At 44.9% G+C, this 1256-nt stretch carries 3 protein-coding genes; all 3 read left to right on the top strand.

Features of this window, described 5'->3' with window-relative positions:
• Window positions 1-151 precede the first annotated feature (151 nt).
• Window positions 152-373 (top strand): ANR family transcriptional regulator, encoded by a 222-nt coding sequence (locus G468_RS0118215; RefSeq protein WP_026824174.1) that lies wholly within the window; start codon window positions 152-154, stop codon window positions 371-373.
• Complete coding sequence (locus G468_RS0118220; RefSeq protein WP_026824175.1) at window positions 364-645, top strand: PDDEXK family nuclease; 282 nt, start codon at window positions 364-366, stop codon at window positions 643-645. The genes G468_RS0118215 and G468_RS0118220 overlap by 10 nt, the downstream gene beginning before the upstream one ends.
• Window positions 646-936: 291 nt before the next feature.
• Window positions 937-1256: BRO-N domain-containing protein (locus G468_RS0118230; protein ID WP_034250546.1), on the top strand; the 320-nt coding region annotated here is incomplete at its 3' end.

Here is a 1256-nt window from a genome sequence, read left to right on the forward strand (position 1 = left end):
GCGCCCGATACCCCACAATTTTCCGCTGAGGGGTTAAGCGCACTGTTAAGTGCCAAGCCTGACTGGGCTTTTGATTTACCGCTTAGTGCAGCGGGATTTGAGACTTATCGCTATCGAAAAGAATAATAACACACAGGATAAAATAAACACCATGGCATTTAAAAAAAACGATAGCCCACTTTATTTCAAGGCGGCGCAGGACGCGGTACACCTTGAGCAGTCAGGGCAATACCATGAAGCAGCGCGCGCATGGGCACAGGCAAACCGATTGGCGCGCAATCGCAATAACCGTATCTGGAGTGAGAACCGCGCCGATTTTTGCATTATGCAAATAAAACGGGAAGACATAAAAAGGAAGTATCCATGCGGTTAATTAGGGAAGAGAGTATCGAAAAACATTTGGTGCGTGAAGTGCAAAAAATCGGCGGTATTGCCTATAAATTTGTTTCACCCGGGCGGCGGGGTGTACCTGACCGATTAGTCGCCCTGCCCAATGGCAAGATTATTTTTGTGGAATGTAAAGCACTGGGCGAAAAACCTACCCCCTACCAATTACGCGAACACGCACGGCTTTTTGCCCTAGGCCATCAGGTTATCCTACTGGACAGTCAGGATCTAAGCAGCATTTTACCCGCTATCAGTTAAAAATTAACTTAGTTGACGAAAGAAGAAATCATGCGCTATAGTTTATTTGCATCTGCAAAATCAGATGTCGGGATTGACCTCTCGTTGTAACTAGAAAGGCGCATAGCACGCCGATAGCGTGTTTTTTTATGCGTCAGCCTACCATATCAAGAATCAATGGTGGGCTGGATGGGGGAGCCGAAAGGCTCGCCGGGTCCTTTCTAGCCGGTAAGGTCAACCTCGTCCAGTTCGCCACCCAAGATTGACCTCAAAGGTGGTGATTATCCTAATCCTAGAAAGGAAATCATTACTATGACTACTTTAATTTTCCGCAATACTATTCTTGAAACTATTTCCCATAATGGAGAAATCTGGTTTACTTCTGCTGTGCTTGCTAAAGCATTGGAATACTCACGCATCGACTCTGTTACAAGAATTTATGATCGCAATAAAGACGAATTTACACCTGGCATGTCAATGACCGTCAATTTGACGTTCAATGGAATAAACAATAGCTTACGTGAAAAAACGGTACGAATTTTCTCCCTAAGAGGCGCACATCTGATCGCCATGTTCGCTAATACGCCAGTAGCAAAAGAATTCAGAAAATGGGTGCTGGATATTCTCGATAA

Source organism: Arsenophonus nasoniae DSM 15247, assembly GCF_000429565.1.
GTDB classification, from domain to species: Bacteria; Pseudomonadota; Gammaproteobacteria; order Enterobacterales; family Enterobacteriaceae; genus Arsenophonus; species Arsenophonus nasoniae.

Bases quoted from the DNA above. Each gene is read 5' to 3' on its own strand.
- G468_RS0118215 (WP_026824174.1), top strand. From the start codon at position 152: ATGGCATTTAAAAAAAACGATAGCCCACTTTATTTCAAGGCGGCGCAG.
- G468_RS0118220 (WP_026824175.1), top strand. From the start codon at position 364: ATGCGGTTAATTAGGGAAGAGAGTATCGAAAAACATTTGGTGCGTGAA.